The organism is Rhodococcus sp. NPDC056516 (assembly GCF_042794655.1).
GTDB lineage: Bacteria > Actinomycetota > Actinomycetes > Mycobacteriales > Mycobacteriaceae > Rhodococcus_F.
This window is the reverse complement of sequence record NZ_JBHTTG010000006.1, coordinates 496,427-517,446: the sequence shown is the minus strand read 5'-3', so window position 1 is coordinate 517,446 and position 21,020 is coordinate 496,427. Positions and strand designations below refer to the sequence as shown.

General features: G+C 60.4%; 29 protein-coding genes. 19 read left to right on the top strand and 10 right to left on the bottom strand.

Annotated elements, in window-relative coordinates; translation table 11 throughout:
- Positions 1-1,110: thioesterase domain-containing protein (locus tag ACFQ6Y_RS21145; RefSeq protein WP_378636735.1), on the top strand; the 1,110-nt coding region annotated here is incomplete at its 5' end.
- A gap of 119 nt (positions 1,111-1,229) precedes the next feature.
- Here the strand turns inward: ACFQ6Y_RS21145 and ACFQ6Y_RS21140 are convergent.
- From ACFQ6Y_RS21140 to ACFQ6Y_RS21120, 5 genes are all read right to left on the bottom strand, one after another.
- Complete coding sequence (locus ACFQ6Y_RS21140) at positions 1,230-2,153, bottom strand: esterase/lipase family protein (protein ID WP_378636731.1); 924 nt, start codon at positions 2,151-2,153, stop codon at positions 1,230-1,232.
- Between the two features lie 66 nt (positions 2,154-2,219).
- Positions 2,220-3,233 carry an alpha/beta hydrolase gene (locus ACFQ6Y_RS21135; protein WP_378549855.1) on the bottom strand — a complete coding sequence of 338 codons (1,014 nt, stop codon included), beginning with the start codon at positions 3,231-3,233 and terminating at the stop codon, positions 2,220-2,222.
- 194 nt (positions 3,234-3,427) lie between these two features.
- On the bottom strand, positions 3,428-4,285 hold the full coding sequence (locus tag ACFQ6Y_RS21130) for an ABC transporter permease (RefSeq protein WP_020969034.1): 858 nt from the start codon (positions 4,283-4,285) through the stop codon (positions 3,428-3,430).
- Complete coding sequence (locus ACFQ6Y_RS21125; protein ID WP_378636727.1) at positions 4,282-5,145, bottom strand: ABC transporter permease; 864 nt, start codon at positions 5,143-5,145, stop codon at positions 4,282-4,284. The genes ACFQ6Y_RS21130 and ACFQ6Y_RS21125 overlap by 4 nt, the downstream gene beginning before the upstream one ends.
- Positions 5,142-6,113: an ATP-binding cassette domain-containing protein gene (locus ACFQ6Y_RS21120; protein ID WP_378549860.1), complete on the bottom strand. Its 972-nt coding sequence runs from the start codon at positions 6,111-6,113 to the stop codon at positions 5,142-5,144. The genes ACFQ6Y_RS21125 and ACFQ6Y_RS21120 overlap by 4 nt, the downstream gene beginning before the upstream one ends.
- 404 nt (positions 6,114-6,517) lie before the next feature.
- On the opposite strand from ACFQ6Y_RS21120, the gene ACFQ6Y_RS21115 reads away from it, so the two are divergent.
- Positions 6,518-7,375: a glycosyltransferase family 2 protein gene (locus ACFQ6Y_RS21115; RefSeq protein ID WP_378636723.1), complete on the top strand. Its 858-nt coding sequence runs from the start codon at positions 6,518-6,520 to the stop codon at positions 7,373-7,375.
- A gap of 121 nt (positions 7,376-7,496) precedes the next feature.
- Here the strand turns inward: ACFQ6Y_RS21115 and ACFQ6Y_RS21110 are convergent, their stop codons facing one another.
- The 5 genes from ACFQ6Y_RS21110 to ACFQ6Y_RS21090 form a co-directional block, all read right to left on the bottom strand.
- Positions 7,497-8,474, bottom strand: a complete 978-nt coding sequence (locus tag ACFQ6Y_RS21110; protein ID WP_378636719.1) for a diiron oxygenase — start codon at positions 8,472-8,474, stop codon at positions 7,497-7,499.
- A 6-nt stretch (positions 8,475-8,480) separates the two neighbouring features.
- On the bottom strand, positions 8,481-9,359 hold the full coding sequence (locus tag ACFQ6Y_RS21105) for a prephenate dehydrogenase dimerization domain-containing protein (protein WP_378636715.1): 879 nt from the start codon (positions 9,357-9,359) through the stop codon (positions 8,481-8,483).
- A gap of 8 nt (positions 9,360-9,367) precedes the next feature.
- Positions 9,368-11,452 (bottom strand): aminodeoxychorismate synthase component I, encoded by a 2,085-nt coding sequence (gene pabB / locus ACFQ6Y_RS21100; RefSeq protein WP_378447823.1) that lies wholly within the window; start codon positions 11,450-11,452, stop codon positions 9,368-9,370.
- The gene (locus tag ACFQ6Y_RS21095) at positions 11,449-11,838 is read right to left on the bottom strand and encodes a chorismate mutase family protein (protein WP_378636712.1); all 390 of its coding nucleotides are present in this window, start codon (positions 11,836-11,838) and stop codon (positions 11,449-11,451) included. Before ACFQ6Y_RS21095 ends, pabB begins: the two co-directional genes overlap by 4 nt.
- Before the next feature lie 231 nt (positions 11,839-12,069).
- Positions 12,070-12,546 carry a hotdog fold domain-containing protein gene (locus tag ACFQ6Y_RS21090; RefSeq protein ID WP_378534470.1) on the bottom strand — a complete coding sequence of 159 codons (477 nt, stop codon included), beginning with the start codon at positions 12,544-12,546 and terminating at the stop codon, positions 12,070-12,072.
- A gap of 553 nt (positions 12,547-13,099) precedes the next feature.
- On the opposite strand from ACFQ6Y_RS21090, the gene rpsJ reads away from it, so the two are divergent.
- The 17 genes from rpsJ (at position 13,100) to rpsH (ending at position 21,016) form a co-directional block, all read left to right on the top strand.
- On the top strand, positions 13,100-13,405 hold the full coding sequence (gene rpsJ, locus ACFQ6Y_RS21085) for a 30S ribosomal protein S10 (RefSeq protein WP_003938093.1): 306 nt from the start codon (positions 13,100-13,102) through the stop codon (positions 13,403-13,405).
- A 17-nt stretch (positions 13,406-13,422) separates the two neighbouring features.
- Positions 13,423-14,079 (top strand): 50S ribosomal protein L3, encoded by a 657-nt coding sequence (gene rplC / locus ACFQ6Y_RS21080; protein ID WP_003940826.1) that lies wholly within the window; start codon positions 13,423-13,425, stop codon positions 14,077-14,079.
- Positions 14,076-14,750: a 50S ribosomal protein L4 gene (gene rplD / locus ACFQ6Y_RS21075; protein WP_003940723.1), complete on the top strand. Its 675-nt coding sequence runs from the start codon at positions 14,076-14,078 to the stop codon at positions 14,748-14,750. Before rplC ends, rplD begins: the two co-directional genes overlap by 4 nt.
- Complete coding sequence (gene rplW, locus ACFQ6Y_RS21070; RefSeq protein WP_003940990.1) at positions 14,747-15,052, top strand: 50S ribosomal protein L23; 306 nt, start codon at positions 14,747-14,749, stop codon at positions 15,050-15,052. The genes rplD and rplW overlap by 4 nt, the downstream gene beginning before the upstream one ends.
- Positions 15,053-15,091: 39 nt before the next feature.
- Positions 15,092-15,928: a 50S ribosomal protein L2 gene (rplB, locus tag ACFQ6Y_RS21065; RefSeq protein WP_033231378.1), complete on the top strand. Its 837-nt coding sequence runs from the start codon at positions 15,092-15,094 to the stop codon at positions 15,926-15,928.
- A gap of 13 nt (positions 15,929-15,941) precedes the next feature.
- A complete protein-coding gene (gene rpsS / locus ACFQ6Y_RS21060; protein WP_003940820.1) occupies positions 15,942-16,223 on the top strand; it encodes a 30S ribosomal protein S19 in 282 nt (93 codons plus the stop codon).
- Positions 16,220-16,624 (top strand): 50S ribosomal protein L22, encoded by a 405-nt coding sequence (gene rplV, locus ACFQ6Y_RS21055; protein ID WP_003940717.1) that lies wholly within the window; start codon positions 16,220-16,222, stop codon positions 16,622-16,624. The genes rpsS and rplV overlap by 4 nt, the downstream gene beginning before the upstream one ends.
- Entirely contained in the window at positions 16,624-17,430 is an 807-nt protein-coding gene (gene rpsC, locus ACFQ6Y_RS21050) for a 30S ribosomal protein S3 (protein WP_003941003.1), read from the top strand. The genes rplV and rpsC overlap by 1 nt, the downstream gene beginning before the upstream one ends.
- A 3-nt stretch (positions 17,431-17,433) precedes the next feature.
- Positions 17,434-17,850: a 50S ribosomal protein L16 gene (gene rplP / locus ACFQ6Y_RS21045; protein WP_003940899.1), complete on the top strand. Its 417-nt coding sequence runs from the start codon at positions 17,434-17,436 to the stop codon at positions 17,848-17,850.
- Positions 17,850-18,086 (top strand): 50S ribosomal protein L29, encoded by a 237-nt coding sequence (rpmC, locus tag ACFQ6Y_RS21040; RefSeq protein WP_003940734.1) that lies wholly within the window; start codon positions 17,850-17,852, stop codon positions 18,084-18,086. Before rplP ends, rpmC begins: the two co-directional genes overlap by 1 nt.
- Positions 18,083-18,364 carry a 30S ribosomal protein S17 gene (gene rpsQ / locus ACFQ6Y_RS21035; protein ID WP_003941020.1) on the top strand — a complete coding sequence of 94 codons (282 nt, stop codon included), beginning with the start codon at positions 18,083-18,085 and terminating at the stop codon, positions 18,362-18,364. Before rpmC ends, rpsQ begins: the two co-directional genes overlap by 4 nt.
- A gap of 346 nt (positions 18,365-18,710) precedes the next feature.
- Positions 18,711-19,079: a 50S ribosomal protein L14 gene (rplN, locus tag ACFQ6Y_RS21030; protein ID WP_003940951.1), complete on the top strand. Its 369-nt coding sequence runs from the start codon at positions 18,711-18,713 to the stop codon at positions 19,077-19,079.
- Positions 19,079-19,396: a 50S ribosomal protein L24 gene (gene rplX / locus ACFQ6Y_RS21025; protein WP_003941019.1), complete on the top strand. Its 318-nt coding sequence runs from the start codon at positions 19,079-19,081 to the stop codon at positions 19,394-19,396. The genes rplN and rplX overlap by 1 nt, the downstream gene beginning before the upstream one ends.
- A gap of 1 nt (position 19,397) precedes the next feature.
- The gene (rplE, locus tag ACFQ6Y_RS21020) at positions 19,398-19,964 is read left to right on the top strand and encodes a 50S ribosomal protein L5 (protein WP_003940924.1); all 567 of its coding nucleotides are present in this window, start codon (positions 19,398-19,400) and stop codon (positions 19,962-19,964) included.
- A 4-nt stretch (positions 19,965-19,968) separates the two neighbouring features.
- On the top strand, positions 19,969-20,154 hold the full coding sequence (locus tag ACFQ6Y_RS21015; RefSeq protein ID WP_003940698.1) for a type Z 30S ribosomal protein S14: 186 nt from the start codon (positions 19,969-19,971) through the stop codon (positions 20,152-20,154).
- Between the two features lie 98 nt (positions 20,155-20,252).
- Positions 20,253-20,408, top strand: coding sequence for a hypothetical protein (locus ACFQ6Y_RS21010; RefSeq protein WP_378636708.1), 156 nt, complete (start codon positions 20,253-20,255; stop codon positions 20,406-20,408).
- Between the two features lie 209 nt (positions 20,409-20,617).
- Positions 20,618-21,016, top strand: coding sequence for a 30S ribosomal protein S8 (gene rpsH, locus ACFQ6Y_RS21005; RefSeq protein WP_003940873.1), 399 nt, complete (start codon positions 20,618-20,620; stop codon positions 21,014-21,016).
- Positions 21,017-21,020: the final 4 nt, after the last annotated feature.

Here is a 21,020-nt window from a genome sequence, read left to right as displayed (position 1 = left end):
GTGTTGGATGCGTTTCCGCTCAATGCTTCGGGGAAGTTGGATCGGAAGTTGTTGCCGGAGCCGGTGTTCGAGGTTGCGGTGTTCCGGGCTCCGGTCACGGAGGTCGAGCGACTTGTTGCTTCGGTGTTCGAAGAATTGCTCGGCATTGATCGGGTCGGTCTCGATGACGATTTCTTCGAATTGGGCGGAAACTCCCTGATCGCCACGCGGTTGGCAGCGAAGTTGGGCCAAGCGATTTCGGCTGAGATTCCGCTACGCATGCTATTCACCAGCTCGACGGTGCTGGAGATGTCCGACAAGTTGGTTACCGGTATGCACGTTGGATTTGAACTGGATCTTGATGCGGCACTCGCTGTCACGTTGCCCTTGCGTGCACGCGGATCTGAGCTTCCTCTGTTCTGCGTGCACCCAATGGTCGGGCTGGCCTGGCCGTACGCACCTCTCGCCGCATTCGTCGACAGATCTGTGCCGCTCTACGGGCTGCAGACACCAGCGTTGACCGAGGAGGACTTCTCCGCGACTGCACTGACCGACTACATAGATCGGTATGTGTCCGAGATCCGATCAGTGCAACAGCAAGGGCCGTACAGACTTCTGGGTTGGTCGTTCGGTGGAGTTGTCGCACATGGAATCGCGGCAAGGCTCGAAGCCCTCGGCGAGAAGGTGAGTGCATTGGTGATCTTGGACGGCTCGCCCGTGAGCTTGGATGATGAAGCATTTGCGACGATGGTCAGACACGAAGTTGCTGGCTTGGGCGTCGTCATTCCGGATGACGAAGACCTCGAGAACCTGTCGATCGACTGTGCGAGTGATGTCTTGACCGCCGTAAACGGCGGAGCGATCGGGCTCAATGCCAGCGATATCAGGCGATTGTTCTCGAGCATCGCGCGAACCGCGGCGCTGACACGTGAATACGAGCCGGACACATGCACGGGGCCAGTGCTGTTCGTGGGATCCAATGAGACCGAGGCCGACGGGGTCGATCCGTGGCGTTCGCTGATCGACGGCGAAATCGATGTTCGTCGGGCAAGTGTGAACCATGTTTCGATGATGACGCCAGAGGGTCTGGAGGAGATCGGTCCGATGATTGCCGCCGTGCTGAATTCCTGACGCGATCTCGGTGATCCCCGACCCACAGACGTGCACGACGATACAAAAATAGGCTGGCGGCGCTGGATTTCTCCGCGCCGCCAGCCTACTTCAATCCTGCTGTTGCTTGTTTAGCGTGCCTATTCGCAAGGGAGCGAACGGTACTCTGGGTCAAGCGCTGACTTCACGAGATCAAGAGTGTGAGGATCTCTGACCAACTGTCCGTGGGACGCAGTGTTCCCGGCACAGTTATCTTGAGTCCAGACATTATGCACCACTGCGCCATCACCTGGACGAAGGAAAGTTGCCTCGGGCGGCGTCGAGATTTCATCGTGAGCCGAAGCGATTACGGTGTACTCGATTCCGGGTTGCGTCTCGGATCCCGCGTTGAGTGCTGTCAAGAATGGTGTGCCGCTGAGTTGTTGGACGCCGGCCGGCCCCCAGATCGCTTGGACGAGAAGATCGCCAGGGAGACCCATCCCAGACAGTGATCGTGCGTTCGCTTGAAGACCGCCGAATGTAGTTCCGTGGTTTGTCGCGCCAAGACTGACGAGCGAGTGTACTGAATTCTTCGATGGATCTGCAGGGGTTGCTCCACTGTTGAACTTTAGATATTGGCGAGCAACGACGCCTCCCTGGGAATGACCGACGATGTCCACCTGTGTCGTACCGGTGTGAAATTTCACCGAGTCAACGAACATTGCAAGCTCCTCAGCGGAGCTTGCAATGTCGGTGATTCCCCAATGCACAGCATTGGGATTCAGAATTTCGCGCACACCGCCATAATTCAGCGCAAAGACGCAGTAGCCCAAATCAGCAAGCTGAGGCGCCATAACATCCCAGGTGTCGGTCATGCTCATCCCGGTCCCGTGTACGAGTACCACCGGACGGGGATGTTCGAGACTTGGCTTGCAATCCCAGTCGTTGGCGCCGGCAGGGGAAGGACCCATGCTGGACAATCCGGGCGTGGGTTCCGCCGGGTCTGCTGATGCAGCTGTTGGCATTCCGGCCAGCACCACACAGGCCGACAAAGACGCCAGCGTTGCCAGAGCGAATCGGTTCATTCTTTCCTTGCGTGCTGAATCTGGTTGCTCGCTTTGCTACTTGCTTACAGAATCCGCGTCTCGGGATCAGACCCCGAGGGACTGGGCGATGAACGGCCATGACTTGTGCAAGTCGTCTTGCCAGTAACCCCACGAATGCGTACCCACCGGCCGGAAGTCCACAGTTGCCGGGATATTCAGGTCGGCAAGTCGTCGAGCGAGGTTTCCGGTGCAGATGCTGGTCGCGAATTCGATTGGTCCTCCCACAACAATCTGGTCGAACATCGCGGCTCGGCCATCCTGGATGCGAGGGTTCTCCGGGGTATCGTTCGGAAAGCCGGGCAAGCCACTACCCGTGCTGATGTACAGGGGAGTGCCACGCAACTTTTCGGCGTTGACTACCGGGTCGTGTTCGACCCAGCCCGGACCGTCGAATGGACCCCACATGTTCTGAATGTCGCCAACTCCGCCGATCCATTCCGTGGTTGCTCGTACGAAAGCCTGCCCCATCGGGTCGCTGGTCTGTGCACAACCTGAATAGGACGCAACGGACTTGTAGAACCCGGGGTATTCGATCGCAAGATTCAGAACAGAGGTCGCAGACATCGAGATAGCGGCGATCGACTGATCACCGTTGCTGCCGAGTTCCTTGTTCAGAAGTGGAGGAAGCTCCTTGCCCAGAAAGGTGCTCCACATATTCTTTCCGAGTACGGAATCTTCCTTCTCCCAGTCGGTGTAGTACGACATCAGGCCTTTAGCGGGAATCGCAACATTGACGTTCTTGTCGGCGAAGAAATCGACCACATCAGTTTGGCGGTCCCACGTGGCTGTGCCTTCTCCACCATCAGCGCCGTTGAGCAGGTACAGAATGGGGCGCGGCTGAGAGTTGTCTGCAGGCAAGATCACCTGGATGGGGACCGACTTGTCCATCGATGCTGCGTAGACATTTACGACGATCTGGCGATCATTGACTCGCTCGACAGATTCGATGTACGACCCGTCCGAATCGTCCTGTGCAGCGTCTCCCCCACCCTGGTGTGCAATGGGTGCGGCACCGGCGATGCCCACGCTGCTGGAAACAAGGACGACGCTTGCCGCCATCAGTGCACCTGCGACGGTGCGCCTCCAGGGGGACCGAAGTTTTCGAGTCAAGACAACGCCTTTCGGTTGGTTCAACTGTGCCGCCGAAACTGCTCGGCAATCGTGTTTCGTGAGCCTGAACTACTTGTAATTCGGATGGTCAGCCGTAGACGTTACCGCGCGTACGGATCCACCAGGCAATACCCAGGTGGTTGTCAATCCGAAGCGGCGCGTCGGTATCCGAGTATCGCCGGATACACGAAGACCACCACCATCCCGAATGACCAGGCCAGTGTCTTGAGCAGAGGTTCGGCGACGGGTCCTCCCAAGGAGAGGCCTTTCATCGCATCGATTGCCACGGACATTGGTTGCTCGGCAACAACTGGTTGCAGCCACTTCGGATAAGCCATCACCGGAACAAAGCCGGAGTTGAAGAACATCAACAGCGTGCAGGAGATCGACACGATCTCGACAAGTGGCAGATTGTCAGCCACGGTTGCCAGCGCCGTCACCATCATTGCGAAGCCGATGCCGAAAACGATCGGCAATACCAAGAGTGCAACTGCGGCCAGGGGACCCTGGTTGAACCGGAATCCCAACAGATAGCCGACACCAAGGATGACGATGGAGGTGACGAGAACTCGCACTGCTTCGGCGATCATGCGTCCGACCAGACCGGAAGCACGATGCGCAGGGAGAGTCCAGAACCGGCTCAAGAGTCCAGATGCTCGTTCGCCTTTGAGTCCGACTGCGCTGGCAATCGAGCCGAACATGGCGCCAACGAGGATGATCAGCGGGACCGTTCCGAAGATGCTCGATTGGCCCGTCGCTGCTGTAATCGAATTGCCCAGGACGACTCGGAACATCAACAGCATGAACGCTGGGTACACAAGAGCTTGAATGGTGGTTGATGGATCGCGCAGCCACGTGAGCAACAAACGCTTGGCCTGAATCCCGCTGTGCACGACCAGAGCCTTGAAAGAGCTTTCAGGGAGCGCTTTGTCCGGGTAGGGAAAGTTAAACCCCTCGGCGGGGCGGACGGCCGCCATGAAACGATCTGTCGGTTCGCTCATGACCGCCTCATACTTGCCCAGAACGCTAGTGGCGCGAAGAAGACGATCAACCCAATCGTCCACGCAACGACGGGAAAAAGGACGCCCCAGGTGACTCCGCCCTGCGCAAGATCACGCATGGCGAATGAGAACTGCGATACCGGTTGATTGCGCACGAACGGCCGAATCCATTCGGGAAAGCCAGTCTCGGGAGCGAAACCGCAGGACAACATCCCCAGAATCAATTGGGGGAGTGTCAGCGCCTGGCTGGTGGCTTGTGGACTTTTCGATAGCGAACCGATTGCATCACCGGCGAAGGACAGGCAAGTGCTGAACGCGAGGGCGATCGCACAAAACAGAACTGCCTGACCCATGCCTGCTGAGAATCGGAAGCCGATCAAGTGGCCGAAGGTCAATGCCGCGGCGAGTGAGACTGTCGACCGGACGAAGCCACTCGATTGACGCGACAACAGCGGTATGGGGCCGACTACTGGCATGGTTTTCATGCGGTTACTGAAGCCGGTTATCGACTCGGTCGAAGACATCTGAGCGGCGGAGATCGACGTGAAGGCCATAGCTTGCAGCACGATGATCGGCATCAGAAACTGGGCATAGTTGATGCCCTGAAGTTGCATGACGAACTTCAACGGAAGGTAGAAACCGATCGTGAAGATCAATGGCGCGACTACCGCGATTAGTAGTTCGTAACGCTTCACCATGGATTTGACGGTGCGTGCTGTCAGCACCCACCACTGATTGATCGCTGACGGATGTGGTCGGCGGTGCTTTCCAACGCTCAATGCCTCGGGGACTGCAATCTTGCTGCGAGTGTCCTCACGGACAGTCACTTGATCGACCCCGAATTTTGTAGTTGTCGTCACGGTGTCTCGCTTACGTGCTGTTCACCTGTGAGTGAAAGGAAGACGTCATCGAGTGACGGGCGACGAAGCGCGATGTCTGCAAGCGGAATCCGTGCGTGGTCCAGACGGCGCAGTGCTTCGGAGAGGGTTCCTGCGCCGACAGGTGCGGGGATTGCGATCCGCCCGCTCTCCTGAGCCAGATCGAATCTGAAGTCACGGGGGACCAGATTGCCCAGTGCATGGACCGCGTGAGGCAGCTGTTTGAGATCTGCGGGCACGATCTCGCAGAAGCTTGCGCCGGTTCGAGCCTTCAACTGGTCAGCAGTCCCCTCGGCAATGACTGCGCCTTTGTCGATGACGATGATGTTGTCGCTCAGTAAATCTGCTTCTTCGAGGTACTGAGTTGTCAGGAGCACGGTGATTCCCTGCTCCTTCAGCGACTGAACCAGCGACCAGACGCTCTGCCGACTGCGCGGATCCAAGCCGGTGGTCGGCTCGTCGAGGAAAACGACCTCGGGGCGGACAACCAGGCCACACGCGATATCGATTCGTCGGCGCATACCGCCGGAGTAGTTCCTGACTACTCGGGATCCAGCCTCGACGAGGTCGAATTGAGACAGCAGGTCGGCAGCGCGCACCTTGGCGGACATTCGGTCGAGCCCCATCAACCTGCCGAACAGTTCGATGTTCTCCCGGCCGGTGAGTGCATCATCCAGGGCGGCGAACTGCCCGGTCATCATGATGGAGCGTCGAACCTCTGGAGCATTGCGCACGACGTCGTAGCCAGCCACCATCGCGCGTCCACTAGTGGGACGAATAAGCGTGGAGAGGACCTTCACTGTCGTTGTCTTGCCTGCGCCGTTGGGACCTAAGATGCCGAGCACTGTCCCACGTGGGGCGGTGAAGTTGATCCCTCGCAGCGCGTGCACGTTCTTGAAGGACTTGTGTACGTCCTCCACTAGTACCGCTGCGTCCGTGGAAAAGGGCATCAACACTCCGCTGTCTGCATTGTCGGAACGGGCACGCGCTCCCGACGGGCGCACAGATGCCTTCTGTCTTCTATCCGTGATCTCCGCTCAGATGTTACCGGAGGGTCAAACCGACACTCGGGCAATCGGACGCGTGACAGGGAGTGTGTGGCTCCTGCCAGGAACTCTCACCCTCAATTTCACCTTGTGGCAAGAATCACAAATATTCTTTGTAACGGGAGGACCTCCTCTAATTGAACGAATGACCAAATAGATTTTCAGCGCATCTGCGCAGGTGGGTATTCAGATGTGTTGGCACGGAGGTCTTTGATTTGACCGGTGATGAAAGTCCTCCGATTCCTCCCGATTGGTCCCTGGGCCCGCTGCTCAATGTCTTGTGGAGAGATTCGCGATACCGTTGGGAAATGGTGAACGCGGCGTTGTCGGTGGTTGTTCCGGCTTTTAATGAATCTGAATACATCGAAACGTGCATCGAAGCGCTCATTGCTCAAGGTGAATATGTCGACGAAATCATCGTCGTTGACAATAATTCCTCGGACAACACTTCCGCGTTGATCAAGAAATATCAAAGTAGTTATCCCAAGGTTCGGCTTCTCAATGAATCCCGCCCCGGGGTTGTGCATGCGAGAAACAAAGGGTTTGATGCGGCTAGCGGTGAACTCATCGGACGTATTGACGCAGATACGATCGTGGGGGAAGGCTGGGCCGTTGCGGTTCACGAATTCTTCGAGCGTCGCGACGATTTCTCGGGCGTAACTGGCCTGACTTACCTTTATGAATCTCCGATCGCCGGGCTTCAGCGCCGATGGACGAATTGGCGCCTCGGTCGCAGAGCCCAGGGGGCGGTTCGGCCCGTTGTTGCAGTTCCAGGCAGTAACATGGCGATGCGTCAGTCGGCTTGGTTGGCAGTTAGGGATGCGGTCAGCGATCGAACCGACATTCACGAGGATATCGATCTATCCCTCTGCATGGCGCATGTTCGTTGCGCAGTGGGGCAGATCTCGAGCATGGCCGCAAAGGTTTCGGGGAGACGTGGAGTTAGTTCGCCGCGAGTGTATGCGCGATATAATCGAGCATCGAAGAAAACCCTCGCGCATCATGGTGTATCGAATTGGAAGTTTACATTCTTGATTGCAGCGGACAGTATTCTACATGCAATCTTGTGGCCTCTTTATCGAATGTATGACAAGAATTCCGGACACCTCTCTTCTCGGGTCTTGGGTCGGAGGCAGCGGGCGCGGGACCTTCCCGTCTTTTCTTGAGAAATCCGTCCGGTATTTATACAAGAAAGCTCGTATCTAGCTGAATAATCGGGAGTGCCCGATAATTGCGGAATATTTCTGGTTTGGGTTCGTTGCCGACTATTTCTTTTATTGCACGGGATTAACTGGAAGAATATTTTTCTACAGCGATTGTTACTTCCGGTGCAACTTGTAGCTTTTGAAGCAGGGACGTTATTCCGCTGTAGTCCTGCACGAACAACTCGTTGCGCGGCACCGATTCGACGTCGTCGAGCATCTTCTGCCCGCCGGGTATGGCTTCGATTTCCATGATTGCTCGCCAAGCGCCGAAGTCGGTTCCGCTGAAAGCGCGCATGGCGCCCTCGAAGCCTTCCAATAGATAGCTGCGATCTCCACGATCCAGGGAATCCCAGACCAGCACCGCCAGTTCCCCGGCAATCGAGGCATGGCAGTACTCGTCGCGAGCGTGCAACCGGATTGTCGCGCGGTTGATCGACTGCACGCCCGGGTCATCCGAGATCAGGTCGAGGTACGCGGTGATCGACACCTCCGCGACGGTCATGAACGCCAACTCGGTGAGCGCGATCTTGCGAGGCCCCTCGGCTGCGTCGAGAGCTTTCGCGCGGGTACGGACCGTCAACACGTCGGGCAATGCCCTCGACGGAAGCTCCCAGCCCCTGCCTCGACGGGTCGCTGAACTGGCATTGAAGTGCATGAGCGTGTGATATTGCTCGTCGACCATCGCCTGATTGACGGCAACTGCAGCCCAATCTCCGAGTCCGACGCCGAGACGGTCTTCAGCGAGAACATCGAACCCGGGGTTGACGACGTACTTCTCGATATCCATGACGTTCTTGTTGAACGCAATCCATGCCCAGGCCTGCAGGCGTTGCTTCTGCTCGGGACTCATTGCCAGGTAGGTCGGATGCTCCGCGAACGGGAGAAGTGCTTCGGGGTAGTCGGACAGCGAAGGGTCGAAGAGATCGTCCAGTTCCGGCTCCGCCTTCTTCACGGTTGCCCGGCGTGCCCAATTGCTCGCAAGGCGGCGGACGATTGCACTCTCGACCGGATCGGAGGCGTCGTAATCCGGGAGGCTGGGCGGCCTCACCCCAGGTCTCATCGTGCCCTACTCTCTATGCCCTTCGGCAATGCGATCGAACAAGCTCTGACACTCCGCGTTCAATTCGCCCGAGCGATCGTCGAGCGCTGCCTCGGCGGTTTTCATCAACGTCGTGAAGTCGCCGAGGGTCGCGGCCGCCGTGTCCACCTGCGCGGTTGCTTCCGCCAGCGCTTTCCGTGTCGCACCTGCGTACGGATTGCCCGCTTGTACGTCCCAGTACACCTCCGGTTCGCCGCCGGCTACACGCGCCAGGAGCGCCAGCAGGGCCCGATGCGGGGGAGGGGCGACCGCGAGGAGTTCGTCCGCGGAAAGTCCGAGTTCGGTCAGGGCAACGCCGAAGGCCAGCACCGACGCGTGGGTCAGTACCTGGGTCGCTGCGGCCAATCGGTCGTGCCGATCGGCGTCCATCACCGCGACCGACGCTCCCCACGAGCGAACGACGTCGAGAAACTTTCTGGTTTGCCGACCGTCGACGTACGGCACTGCGATGACGGCCCGACCGCGCGGTCCGAGCGACGGACGGAACATCGGGTTGAGTCCGAGGAAATCCCCTTCTCGGCCGGCGTCGGCGATTGCTGCGTCCATCCGCGATTTGACCGACAGCGTGTCCACAACGAGAGCGCCGGATGTCCGAAGGCTCGGTAGTGCGGCTAGAGCGACCTGTTCGGGAACCGCGAGCACGATGACGCTCGCGGACTCCACGTGCGCGAGGACCCGGTCACTGGGTTTCGTGATGTCACCGACGACTACATCTCCGTCAGGATCGCAGCCTGCTGGATCGACGACGGTGACCGTCAGGCCATCGGCGCGAAGCAGTTCGACGAACATTGCTCCGACGGCACCCCGCCCGCCGACCACCGTCGCAGTACCTGATGCCGCCATCATGGCTGGTCCTACCCGCCGTACTCGAGAACCCGAGAGGACACCGCATCGAGGGCACGGAGCAGCGTGGACGCCTTGACCGTGGTCTCGTCGAACTCTTCTTCCGGGTCGGACAACGCGGTGATGGCACCACCGATTCCGAAGGTCACGCCGCTCTCGGTGCAGACCAGCGACCGGATCACGATCGAGAGGTCCGCGGCGCCACCGAGGGCGAAGTACCCGATCGATCCGGAGTACACCCCGCGCGGGCCGGATTCGAGGCGGTCGATGATTTCCATCGTCCGTACCTTCGGGGCGCCGGTCATCGATCCACCGGGGAAAGCGGCCCGGACACAGTCCACGGCCGACGATCCCGGACTCAGATGTCCACGCACGGTCGACACCATTTGATGAACGGACGAGTACGACTCGATCGCGAACAGCCTCGGAACGTGCACGCTTCCCGGAACGCAGACTTTCGTGAGGTCGTTGCGAGTGAGGTCGACGATCATCAGGTTCTCGGCGCGGTCCTTCTCGCTGTCGAGCAGGTCCTGCCGAAGGGCAGCATCGCGCGCCCGGGTAACGCCACGCGGGCGAGTGCCCTTGATGGGCTTGGACTCGACGTTGCCGTCCGCGTCGACACGTAGGAACCGCTCTGGTGAGGCCGAAACGACCGAGATGCCGGTGAAGTCGAGCAGTGCGCTGTACGGCGTCGGATTGATCGAGCGCAGGTACTCGAACGCCCGCAGCGCATCGATCGTCTCGTCGACGCTCGCCATGTTGGTCAGACACACCTCGTACGACTCACCTGCCCGGATCTCCGAGAGCGCGGTCCCGATCAATGACAGGTACTGATCGCGATCATGCCGAAGTCGAGCCTGTGTCCAGACCGTCTCGCTGATCAGTGGAACCGGGGTGCGTTCCGGAAGGTCCGCGCCGATCCGCGCCAGGGTGTCGATGGTCGATTCGAGCCAGTCGTCGTGGCCGGCGTCGCGGACTTTCTCGCGCAACCTCAAAACGTGAGTGCGGCCGGCAGTGTGATCGATGACGACGGCGCGATCGGCAAACACCAGGGCGGCATCAGGAGTGGGTGCCGGATGTACTGCCCGCCCTCCGGTCTGTGCTTTCAGTTCGTAGCCGAGATAGCCCACGTAACCGAGGTTGAAGTCGAGTTCCGGATGCGAGGGCACGAAGCGCGTCGCGAGTTGCGCGTCCAAGTAGTCGAAGAACGGAACTCGAATGTGCTCGTCGGACAAGCCTTTTCGGCTGACCGTCAGCACCCCGGCTTGTACGTCGTACGTGATGAATTCAGCCAGCGGACCCGCGGAATCGCCCAGAATCGAAAAGCGTGCACTCGGTTCCGCAGTGGCCGCGCGGTCCAGCCAGAACGCATTGGGGCCGTCGGCGAACAGTGCTGCAAATGCCGCCGACGGGTCCACGGCAAAATCGAGGGTCACGTCGTCGACGTCGTAGTTGATCGCCGGTCGCAAGTCGGGCGTTTGTGGCGCCGGTTCGTGTCGGATCACCGAATCCAGAGTTCGTCCGACAGACAGATCGCGGAAGTTCGCGAGCAGATCGATGCCGAACTCGGTACTGATGGACTCCGGATGAAACTGCACGCCCCACATCGGCTTGGTCCGGTGTCTGACACCCATGAGCAGTCCGTCGGAGGTCCACGCGGTGCGAACGAAGGCATTCGGCAGATTCTCGACGGTCAACGAGTGGTAGCGAACAGCTCGGAACGGTGACGGAAGTCCGGCAAAGATGCCCGAACCGTCGTGATCGATCAGCGAGATGCGGCCGTGCATCGGGACGGGCGCAACCACCACGTCGGCACCGAACAACTCGCACAAGCCCTGGTGACCTAGACAGACACCGAGAAGTGGGAGAGGTGCCTCCTCGATGAAACGGCGGCTGATTCCGAAGTCACGCTCGCGATCGGGCCGGCCGGGACCGGGGGAGATGACCACGTTGTCGTACGACGCGAGATCGAGGGAATCCCAGTCCGCGTCGTTGCGGACCACGGTGGGCACAACCCCGTTGACCTCGGTCAACAGGGTGAACAGGTTGTAGGTGAACGAGTCGTAATTGTCCACCAGAAGGGTGCGGGAACTCATGTCGATGATCCTGATCTCGGTCCGACGGATTCCCGAACAGTGTCCTCCTCCTCAACAGGTGCGTTGATCACCAGGTCTTCGAGTCGACAGGTCTCGGCAATCATCAGCTCGTACAGCGAGTTGAAGAAGTCAGGGGAGAGGTCGTGACTCCGGGCGAATTCGCGTGCCCGTTCCTGAACGAGGCGGACTCGGCCGGGTTGCATCATCGGAACCTCGCGGGAGCGCTTCCACTCGCCGATACGCAGGCAGAGTTCCAGCCGTTCTCGCACCGTTTCGAGAAGTAGAGCGTCGATGGCGTCGAGGTCGCGCCGAAAGCTGTCCAACCCCTCGGCATTGTCCGGATACGCCCGGGTCTCCGTGCCTGATTCGGAACTCGTTGTGGTCAAGAACTCTTCCACGAGGCCTCCCGGTGCTCGGCGTGACGCGAGGTCGACAATGCGGTGTCCGGAACGTAAATCACCTCCGGACACCGGCACCCCGACCGACCATCGCCGTTCGGGGAGGTGTTCCACGATCGTCTTTCGCCGAAACCTGCGGCGGCCCGAATTTCTGCGAAACCTGTTGGCGGGCGAATTAGCTTGCGATGCAGGCGGGTTCGTGACCGCCTACGTGGGTGCCTATTTGGGGGTGACCCAAGTGGTGATCTCGGCGTGGACTACTTCCTTGCCGTCGCGGTCGAAGATCGAGATGGGAACGACCAGTTCAGTTCCGCTGTCGATCGCAGCGAAGTCCGGCAAGGTCTCGAGGCGGGCGACTGCTCGCAGACCCGTTTCGGCTTTGGCGAGGTAGTCGACCTTCATCGACTTGGGGATCCAGCGGTGTGAGTTCGGAACCGTCGCTTCGCTCAGCATGCCCATTGCGACCTCCGCGAGATTGCAAGCTGCGATCGCGTGAAACGTGCCGAGATGGTTGTGGACACCCCACCATTTGGGGGAGCGGACCTCGCAGAGCCCTGGTTCCAGCTTGGTCACCCGGGGGAGAACGGAGGCGAAATAGGGGACGCGAATGGACATCGCCGCCGAGAAAACTGCATGTCCGAGGGCGTTGTCCGGCAATTTCTGCCATCCGCGATAGGTAGGGCTGGAGGTAGTCATGAACCTATCTTACTTCTGAGTAAGGTTGTTGTCGCGCAGCTCACTCGGAAAAGGCAGTTCGGGGGAGTTGAGGAATTGGGCCAGGTACGGCATACTGGTCGGGTTGCCTTGTCCGGGACGCGGTCGTTTGCGGCCGTGATCGGGTAAGGGTAAGACGTCACAGACGTTCGATCGCAGATCCCGTCAAGGGTAATCGGGTCTACGACTGTGACCATGCAAGACGAGAAGTAATGCAGGACGGAAGCAGTACCTACTTTGTGTTCGACATCGAACACGTCCGGTACGCATCACGCGCCAGATGATCGAAAGATTGTCCGGCGCAGGATGAGTGAGAAGGCGACACGCCCGACCGCGTGTACCGGAGAACAATGACAAACGAACAGCGGCAGCAGATCCTGATCTCGATCCGAATCTCGGTACTCCCGAGAACTTGGACTTGGTCCCGATCGCTTCAGTGTTCGTCGTGTCATCGTCCAGGCAAGGACTGTGCAGACGAGGTAGCTCGAGCCTGACCAGGCGGGCTACGAAACGCGGCAAGAAAAGGACACTAAGCGTGGCGGGACAAAAGATCCGCATCAGGCTCAAGGCCTACGACCACGAGGCGATCGACGCGTCAGCGCGCAAGATCGTCGAGACGGTAACCCGTACGGGTGCCCGCGTCGTTGGACCTGTGCCGTTGCCGACCGAGAAGAACGTATATTGCGTCATCCGCTCGCCGCACAAGTACAAGGACTCGCGCGAGCACTTCGAGATGCGTACTCACAAGCGGCTGATCGACATTCTCGACCCGACGCCGAAGACGGTTGACGCGCTCATGCGCATCGACCTTCCGGCCAGTGTCGACGTGAACATTCAGTGACGGCGGAGACAAAAACAATGACTGATACCAAGATCAAGGGAATCCTGGGCACCAAGCTCGGCATGACCCAGGTCTTCGACGAGAACAACCGGGTTGTCCCGGTCACCGTCGTGAAGGCTGGGCCGAACGTCGTAACCCAGATCCGTACCGAAGAGCGTGACGGCTACAGCGCCGTTCAGCTCGCGTTCGGCGCCATCGACCCGCGCAAGGTGAACAAGCCGACTTCCGGCCAGTTCACCAAGGCCGGTGTGACCCCGCGTCGCCACGTAGTGGAGCTCCGCGTTGCGGACACCTCCGACTACGAGGTCGGCCAGGAGCTCACCGCCGAGGTCTTCGAGGACGGCGCATACGTCGACGTCACCGGAACCAGCAAGGGCAAGGGCTTCGCCGGAACCATGAAGCGTCACGGCTTCAAGGGACAGGGTGCGTCGCACGGTACCCAGGCTGTTCACCGCCGCCCGGGCTCCATCGGTGGCTGTGCAACTCCCGGCCGCGTGTTCAAGGGCATGCGCATGTCCGGACGCATGGGTAGCGACCGCATCACGACGCAGAACCTCTCGGTCCACAAGGTGGATGCCGAGAACGGCCTGCTGCTGATCAAGGGTGCGATCCCCGGCCGCAAGGGCGGCCTCGTGATCGTCAAGAGTGCAGTGAAGGGTGGTGCACGGGCATGACCAGCACCGAGACCAAGTTGACCCTGGACGTCAAGGTCGCCGGCGGCAAGACCAACGGCACCGTCGATCTCCCCGCTGAGATCTTCGACGCTCCGGCCAACATCGCGCTTCTCCATCAGGTTGTCGTCGCGCAGCTCGCAGCTGCTCGTCAGGGAACCCACTCCACCAAGACCCGCGGCGACGTCCGCGGCGGTGGAAAGAAGCCGTACCGCCAGAAGGGCACCGGCCGCGCACGCCAGGGCTCGACTCGCGCACCGCAGTTCGTCGGCGGCGGAACCGTTCACGGCCCGCAGCCGCGTGACTACAGCCAGCGCACCCCCAAGAAGATGAAGGCAGCCGCTCTGCGCGGAGCCCTCTCTGACCGCGCACGCAACGAGCGCATCCACGTCATCACCGAGCTGGTTGCAGGGCAGACGCCTTCGACCAAGGGCGCTATCGCGTTCCTCGGCGAGATCTCGGATCGCAAGAAGCTGCTGCTCGTCGTGGGTCGCCAGGATGTAGCCGCTTGGAAGAGCGTGCAGAACCTGGAAGGCGTGCATCCCATTGCACCCGACCAGCTCAACACCTACGACGTGCTCAATGCAGACGATGTCGTGTTCAGCGTCGAGGCACTCAACGCGTTCATCCACGGGCCCGCAGAGAGCGCTCAGAACAAGGAGGACGCCAAGTGAGCACCATCGCTGACCCCCGCGACATCCTGCTCGCTCCGGTCATCTCCGAGAAGTCCTACGGACTGATCGAGGAAGGCACCTACACCTTCCTGGTGCACCCGGACTCGAACAAGACGCAGATCAAGATTGCCGTCGAGAAGGTCTTCGGCGTCAAGGTGACCAGCGTCAACACCGCCAACCGTCAGGGCAAGCGTAAGCGGACCCGATTCGGTTACGGCAAGCGCAAGGACACCAAGCGCGCGCTCGTGACCCTGTCCGCTGACAGCAAGCCCATCGAGATCTTCGGAGGACCGGTCGCGTAAGCGCCGGGACTTGACGAGACATAGAGGACGAGAAGACTCATGGCAATCCGTAAGTACAAGCCGACAACACCGGGCCGTCGTGGCTCGAGCGTCTCGGACTTCGCCGAGATCACTCGGTCGACCCCCGAGAAGTCGCTGGTTCGCCCGCTGCACGGTCGCGGTGGACGTAACGCACACGGTCGTATCACCACCCGTCACAAGGGCGGCGGACACAAGCGTGCATACCGACTGATCGATTTCCGTCGCAACGACAAGGACGGCATCCCGGCAAAGGTCGCTCACATCGAGTACGACCCCAACCGCACAGCAAACATCGCACTCCTGCATTACGCAGACGGTGAGAAGCGCTACATCATCGCCCCCAAGGGCCTGGTGCAGGGTTCACCGATCGAGTCCGGTGCAGGCGCCGACATCAAGCCGGGCAACAACCTGCCGCTGCGCAACATCCCGACTGGTACCACCATCCACGGTGTGGAACTGCGTCCCGGCGGCGGAGCCAAGATGGCTCGTTCCGCAGGCGCCAGCATCCAGCTCCTCGGTAAGGAAGGCAGCTACGCCACACTGCGTATGCCTTCCGGTGAAATCCGTCGCGTCGACGTGCGCTGCCGCGCATCCGTCGGCGAGGTCGGCAACGCCGAGCAGTCGAACATCAACTGGGGCAAGGCCGGCCGTATGCGTTGGAAGGGCAAGCGCCCGACCGTTCGTGGTGTCGTGATGAACCCGGTCGACCACCCGCACGGTGGCGGCGAGGGCAAGACCTCAGGTGGACGCCACCCGGTCAGCCCGTGGGGTAAGCCGGAAGGCCGTACCCGCAAGAACAAGGCAAGCGACAAGATGATCGTCCGTCGCCGCCGCACCGGCAAGAACAAGCGCTAGGAGGGAGTGAAGGATGCCACGCAGCCTTAAGAAGGGCCCGTTCGTCGATGACCACCTCCTCGCGAAGGTGGATGTACAGAACGAAAAGGGAACCAAGCAGGTCATCAAGACCTGGTCCCGTCGTTCGACAATCATCCCGGACTTCATCGGCCACACGTTTGCAGTTCACGACGGCCGCAAGCACGTCCCCGTTTTCGTTTCCGACTCCATGGTCGGACACAAGCTCGGAGAGTTTGCACCGACCCGCACGTTCAAGGGTCACATCAAGGATGATCGGAAGGCGAAGAGGCGATGAGCAACACCGAAACCGCCAACCCGACTGCCAAGGCCGTAGCGAAGCACGTTCGCGTTACGCCGATGAAGGCACGTCGAGTTGTGGACCTGGTCCGCGGGCGCTCGGTTGAAGACGCCCTGAACATCCTGAAGTTCGCGCCGCAGGCAGCGAGCGAGCCGGTCGCCAAGGTGATCGCCTCCGCAGCAGCCAACGCCGAGAACAACCTCGACCTCGACCCCAGCACGCTTGTCGTTGCTACGGCGTTCGTGGACGAGGGCGCGACCCTCAAGCGGTTCCAGCCGCGTGCACAGGGACGTGCGTTCCGTATTCGCAAGCGCACCAGTCACATCACCGTGATCGTGGAGAGCCTGCCGAAGACCGGAACATCGACCCGTAATCGCCGGAAGGGAAGTGCTCAGTAGTGGGCCAGAAAATCAACCCGCACGGCTTCCGTCTCGGCATCACCACCGACTGGAAGTCTCGCTGGTACGCAGACAAGCAGTACGCGGAGTACGTCAAGGAAGACGTCGCGATCCGTAAGCTCCTCGCCACCGGCATGGAGCGCGCAGGAATCGCGAAGGTCGAAATCGAGCGCACCCGTGACCGTGTTCGCGTGGACATCCACACTGCACGTCCGGGCATCGTCATCGGCCGCCGCGGCGCCGAAGCCGATCGCATCCGCTCCGAGCTCGAGAAGCTGACCGGCAAGCAGGTTCAGCTGAACATCCTCGAGGTCAAGAACGCAGAAGCTGAAGCACAGCTCGTCGCACAGGGTGTGGCCGAGCAGCTCTCGAACCGCGTTGCCTTCCGTCGTGCAATGCGCAAGGCCATCCAGTCGGCCATGCGTCAGCCCAACGTCAAGGGAATCCGCGTTCAGTGCTCCGGTCGTCTCGGCGGCGCCGAGATGTCCCGGTCGGAGTTCTACCGCGAAGGCCGTGTGCCGCTGCACACGCTTCGTGCGGACATCGACTACGGCCTCTACGAGGCCAAGACCACCTTCGGTCGCATCGGCGTCAAGGTCTGGATCTACAAGGGCGACATCGTCGGTGGCAAGCGCGAGCTCGCCGCCAACACGGCCGCACCGGCCGGGGATCGCCCGCGTCGTGAGCGTCCGAGCCGTCCGCGTCGTTCCGGTGCCACCGGTACCACTGCGACCAGCACCGAGGCCGGCCGCGCAGCGACCGCAACCGCCGATGCTCCCGCAACTGAACAGAATCAGGAGGGCTGACGCATGTTGATCCCACGGCGGGTCAAGCACCGCAAGCAGCACCACCCGAGCCGTTCGGGTGCCGCCAAGGGCGGTACCCAGGTGACCTTCGGTGACTACGGCATCCAGGCTCTCGAGCCTGCCTACATCACCAACCGGCAGATCGAGTCCGCTCGTATCGCCATGACTCGGCACATCAAGCGTGGCGGCAAGATCTGGATCAACATCTTCCCGGATCGCCCCCTCACGAAGAAGCCGGCCGAAACCCGAATGGGTTCCGGTAAGGGTTCGCCCGAGTGGTGGATTGCCAACGTCAAGCCCGGACGCGTTCTGTTCGAGATGACATACCCCAACGAGGAGATTGCTCGTGAGGCCCTGCGCCGCGCGATGCACAAGCTCCCGTGCAAGTGCCGGATCGTGACCAGAGAGGAGCAGTTCTGATGGCTACTGGAACCCCAGCAGCAGAGCTCCGCGAGCTCAGTGAAGACGAGCTGGTCACCCGGCTCCGTGAGTCGAAGGAAGAGCTTTTCAACCTTCGTTTCCAGATGGCTACCGGCCAGATGGACAACAACCGACGACTGCGCACCGTTCGTCACGAGATCGCGCGCATCTACACCGTCCTGCGTGAGCGTGAGCTCGGACTCGCTGTGGGTCCGGATGCAGGTGACGCGGCATGAGTGAGGAAAAAGCAGTGAGCACAGAAGAGCGCGCGAGCCGCAAGGTCCGTGTCGGATACGTCGTGTCCGACAAGATGGAAAAGACGATCGTGGTCGAGCTCGAAGACCGCGTCAAGCACAAGCTCTACGGCAAGATCATCCGCCGTACGACCAAGGTGAAGGCGCACGACGAGAACGGCGTTGCCGGCGTCGGCGACCGCGTTCAGCTGATGGAAACCCGTCCGCTGTCCGCGACGAAGCACTGGCGTCTGGTCGAGGTCCTCGAAAAGGCCAAGTAAGCCTGATCGAATCCTTGAGCTGATCGAGTATCACCGAATGGCCCGCTTCCCGTTGGGGGAGTGGGCCATTCGGCGTTTCAGGCTTTCCGGGATTCTTCCGGGTGAGGGGTTCGAGTTGCGTCGAGCAGTGCTGATTTGGTAATCGGCGAACCCTTCCCTACAATAGAACGGTTGCCTGTGGCAGAGGTGTGTCTTCACGTGCGCAGCTCGAACGGTGCTTGCAGTGATCGTCTCCCGGCGTCAGTCGGTGGGACTGCAGCTCAGACACGACGCAGGTGGCAACAATGACCGCGCGCACCGGGTCGGTAATCCGTTGCGCACGAAATTCCAGGTCTAGGGAGATCAAGTGATTCAGCAGGAGTCGCGAGTTCGCGTCGCTGATAACACGGGTGCCAAGGAAATCCTTTGCATCCGCGTTCTCGGCGGTTCGTCACGTCGCTACGCCGGGATCGGTGACGTCATCGTCGCCACCGTCAAGGACGCAATCCCCGGTGGAAACATCAAGAAGGGTGAGGTCGTCAAGGCCGTCATCGTTCGTACGACCAAGGAGCGCCGTCGTCCGGACGGTTCCTACATCAAGTTCGACGAGAACGCTGCAGTGCTTATCAAGGCTGACAGTGATCCCCGTGGAACCCGCATCTTCGGACCCGTCGGCCGTGAGCTGCGCGAGAAGAAGTTCATGAAGATCGTTTCGCTTGCCCCGGAGGTGCTGTGATGAAGGTGCACAAGGGTGACACCGTTCTGGTCATCGCAGGCAAGGACAAGGGCGCGAAGGGCAAGGTCATTCAGGCCTACCCCGCGACCGACAAGGTCCTCGTCGAAGGCGTGAACCGAATCAAGAAGCACACCGCGGTTTCCGCGAACGAGCGCGGAGCATCCTCCGGCGGCATCGTCACGCAGGAAGCCCCGATCCACGTTTCCAACGTTGCAGTCGTCGACTCGGACGGAAACCCCACTCGCGTGGGCTACCGCACTGACGAAGAGTCCGGCAAGCGCGTTCGGATTTCCCGGAAGAACGGGAAGGACATCTGACATGACCTCCACCGAAAACAAGGTCCAGCCGCGCCTCAAGGCACGCTACCGCGCTGAGATCAAGGACGCGCTCAACAGCGAGTTCGACTACTCGAACGTCATGCAGATCCCCGGCGTCGTCAAGGTTGTCGTCAACATGGGCGTCGGCGACGCTGCCCGTGACGCCAAGCTGATCAACGGCGCTGTCCATGACCTGTCGCTGATCACGGGCCAGAAGCCCGAGATCCGCAAGGCACGTAAGTCCATCGCGCAGTTCAAGCTCCGCGAAGGTATGCCCATCGGCGCACGCGTCACCCTCCGTGGCGACCGCATGTGGGAGTTCCTGGACCGCCTCGTGTCTGTCGCTCTGCCCCGTATCCGCGACTTCCGCGGTCTCTCGGGCAACCAGTTCGACGGCAACGGCAACTACACGTTCGGCCTCAACGAGCAGTCGATGTTCCACGAGATCGACGTGGACAAGATCGATCGCCCCCGCGGTATGGACATCACCGTCGTGACCACCGCAACCAACAACGAAGAAGGCCGTGCACTGCTCAAGCACCTCGGCTTCCCGTTCAAGGAGAACTGAGCGCATGGCTAAGAAGGCATTGGTCAACAAGGCCAACAAGAAGCCCAAGTTCGCGGTTCGCGCCTACACCCGCTGCCAGCGGTGCGGTCGCCCGCACTCGGTGTTCCGCAAGTTCGGCTTGTGCCGTATCTGCGTTCGCGAGATGGCTCACGCCGGCGAGCTTCCCGGAGTTCGCAAGAGCTCTTGGTGATCTGAGGCCCTCGGGCTTCGTCACACCACGCATCTGAATGGGCGTGGGTTCCTTTGGGACCCACGCCCATTCGGCGTTTGAACCGAGATGTGCGCTGAATGTGCATCGTGTTGATCCTGAAAAGAACTGTCCCGCTGCAACTCTGGATCGAGATGATCCATCGGCCGTCGATGTCGATCTTCGGTCTCGAACGAGCAGTTCAGATTTCGGGACGCCTCGATACCTGGACCGGCATGTCTTCCGGGCGATGGTGAGGTAGGCGACGTGGCATCTCGGTGGACACCTGCGCCAAAGTTCCCTACACTAGAGCGGTTGCCGTGGCTGACGCATGCGTTCAGCTCGGTGCGGTAACTTACGCCGTCTGACACAAGTCGGACGGCCCAGCCGAATTGCTGGAGGCCCACGATCGGATTCGTCCGGTGTTGCATGGGAACCACAGCGAGAAAGGTGTCGAGGTCGACCTATGACCATGACTGACCCCATCGCAGACTTCTTGACGCGTCTGCGCAACGCCAACACGGCGTACCACGATGAGGTGAAGCTTCCCCACTCGAAGATCAAGGCGAACATCGCCGAGATCCTCAAGCGTGAGGGCTACATCTCCGATTTCCGTACCGAAGACGCTGAGGTCGGCAAGACCCTCATCGTCGACCTGAAGTACGGACCCAGCCGCGAGCGTAGCCTCGCCGGCGTGCGTCGCGTTTCCAAGCCCGGTCTCCGGGTTTACGCGAAGTCCACCAACCTGCCCAAGGTCCTCGGAGGCCTCGGCGTGGCCATCATCTCCACGTCGTCCGGTCTGCTCACCGATCGCCAGGCGGCCAATCAAGGAGTAGGCGGGGAAGTCCTCGCCTACGTCTGGTAAGGGA